This is a genomic window from Streptomyces sp. NPDC057438 (assembly GCF_042802995.1).
Taxonomy (GTDB): Bacteria; Actinomycetota; Actinomycetes; order Streptomycetales; family Streptomycetaceae; genus Streptomyces.
This window is the reverse complement of the sequence record NZ_JBHVDD010000193.1, coordinates 1-2,177: the sequence shown is the minus strand read 5'-3', so window position 1 is coordinate 2,177 and position 2,177 is coordinate 1. Positions and strand designations below refer to the sequence as shown.

Here is a 2,177-nt window from a genome sequence, read left to right as displayed (position 1 = left end):
GCCTCTCCTGCTGCGGTCCTGATCAGAGGTTCAGCAGGTGTGCCGCGTTGCGGTGCGCGATGCGCTTGAGGTCGGCGCGGGAGAACGGCGCTGTGCGGAGGAACTCGACTGCCTCGGCCGTTGATTCGTAGGGGTAGTCGACGGCGAACAGCAGCCGGTCGGCGCCGAGGGCCTGGACGGCTCCGAGGAGGGCCGCGTGGGAGAAGACGCCGCTGGTGGTCGCGTAGAGGTTGTTCCGCAGGTAGTGGGAGGGCAGGTGTCGCGGCCTGCCCTTGGGGTCGGCCTGGTGGTAGCGGCTGTCGAGCCGGGCCAACTGGAAGGGCAGCAGTTCTCCCATGTGCCCCAGCGTCACCGTGGCCCCGGGGAACTCGTCGAACACTCCACCGTAGATCAGGCGAAGTGCGTGGGCACCGACCTGCGCTGTCCATCCCCAGGAGGGCCCGCTCAGTACGGGATGCCCCTGGAACACCCGCCACTGATCGGCGGGGAAGAGCGCGGGATGGAGGTAGAGCGTCACGCCCAGCCGTTCAAGCTCGGCCCACACCGGCCGGAACTGCGGCTCGTCGAGGTAGTGGCCCAGAACGTGGTCGTTGTGCAGGACCCCCTTGAGTCCGAGTTGCTCCACCGCCCGGCGCAGCTCGACCACGGCGGCCTTCGGGTCCTGCAACGGCAGGGTGGCGAAGCCGGCGAACCGCGTCGGGTGGGCGGCGACCACGTCGGCCAGGTGGTCGTTGACCTGACGGGCCGTTGCCACGGCCTTGGAGGGGTCCTCGATGGCCTCCACGCCGGGTGAGGTGAGCGACAGGATTTGCATGTCCACGCCATGCTTGTCCATGTCCGCCAGCCGCAACTCCGTGAAGTCGGCGAGCCGCCGCCCCCACTCCTGCCCCCAGCCGGGGGGCATCGAGGCTTCGCCCGGCCACGGGATCAGCTCCGGAACGGAGAACGCCTCTTCGACCGCGATCACCTTCATGCCGCGCCCCGGGCCGCCGACGGGGGTCCCGGCCGACGTGGAGGGAGCGGCCTGCGCAGGGGCGGGCGAGGCCGCGAGGGCTGCCGCGCCGGCGGTGGTGCCGGCCGCGGCGGCCAGCAGGCGCCGCCGCGAGGTGCCCGCAGTGAGGGGGGATTCAGGCGATCTTGGCGTCATCGTCATGCCTTTCCATCGGTTTACGGGAAGCACGCGCATGGGTCGACAGGTGGGGTTCGATGCGAACTCCACCATTAGGTAACCTACTCATAGGCTACCTAATGAAGAAGGATCTCGGAAGCTCCTGCGATGTTGGACACCAGACCTGACCGGCCTACGATCGACAGACCGCGCCGAACCGACCGCCCACCGCGAAAGCAGAACCACATGCCCTCCTCCCCGCCCGAACCCGAGCCGCTCATCCGGCTGCTGTGGCGCGCACACAACTGGTTCCGAGCCGCCCTGACCACGGCGTTCGAGGCCCAGGAAGACGGGTCCGCCATCAGCGCGGCACACGTGACCCTGCTCAGTCAGCTCCCGGCAGAAGGGGCGAGCATCGCCGAGCTGGCCCGGCGTCTGGGCGTCAGCGCCCCGACAGCGCACCAGTGGGTCCACGAACTTGTCGCCCTGGGCGTGGTGACCGTGGAGAGCGATCCGCACTCCGCGCGGTCCAAGCTCGTACTCCTCACAGCGGCCGGTGCTCGGCGCCGCACAGAGACGATGCAGATACTGGCAGGGCTCGAAGCCACGCTCGCCGGGCGCGTCGGTGCGGATACCGTCACCGCACTTCGGGCCGCGCTGGAGGAGCCATGGGGATCTCCGGAATCGACGGTAGTGGAACTCCCCCGCCCTTCCACGCCTTGACGCTGTTGGCTCCCGGGCACAGTGGCCAGCCCCTCCCCGGGCAACACAGTCGCTGGAGCGGGCGATGCCAGGCTCCGGCACAGCCGCTTCACTCCGTAGCCGCGCTGGTGGTCGGCGACGAGCTGGAAGCGGTCACCGGCGCGTCTCCCCCGGCGCAACACTTCGCCGCTTTCCGCAGGATTCCGCGTTCCTCTTCCGGCTCGCGGATCTTTCTGGCGCAGGGCCGCGTTCCCCGTTCCCAACGGCGCGGGCGGCTCCGTGAGTGGCTTCGTATGGCACCCGCGGCCGGTTCGCCGCGGCCGCCCGTACCCAGTTCCGCAGCCCCGTCGGCGCCGACGCACTGGAC

The 2,177-nt window shown here is 69.9% G+C and carries 2 protein-coding genes; one reads left to right on the top strand and one right to left on the bottom strand.

Going from position 1 to position 2,177, the window contains the following annotated elements; all coding sequences use genetic code 11:
* Positions 1-22 precede the first annotated feature (22 nt).
* Positions 23-1,147: an amidohydrolase family protein gene (locus tag ACFU5F_RS42280; RefSeq protein ID WP_383899001.1), complete on the bottom strand. Its 1,125-nt coding sequence runs from the start codon at positions 1,145-1,147 to the stop codon at positions 23-25.
* Between the two features lie 207 nt (positions 1,148-1,354).
* Between ACFU5F_RS42280 and ACFU5F_RS42275 the strand changes: the two genes are divergently transcribed.
* On the top strand, positions 1,355-1,831 hold the full coding sequence (locus ACFU5F_RS42275; protein WP_383898999.1) for a MarR family winged helix-turn-helix transcriptional regulator: 477 nt from the start codon (positions 1,355-1,357) through the stop codon (positions 1,829-1,831).
* The last annotated feature ends 346 nt before the right edge of the window (positions 1,832-2,177 follow it).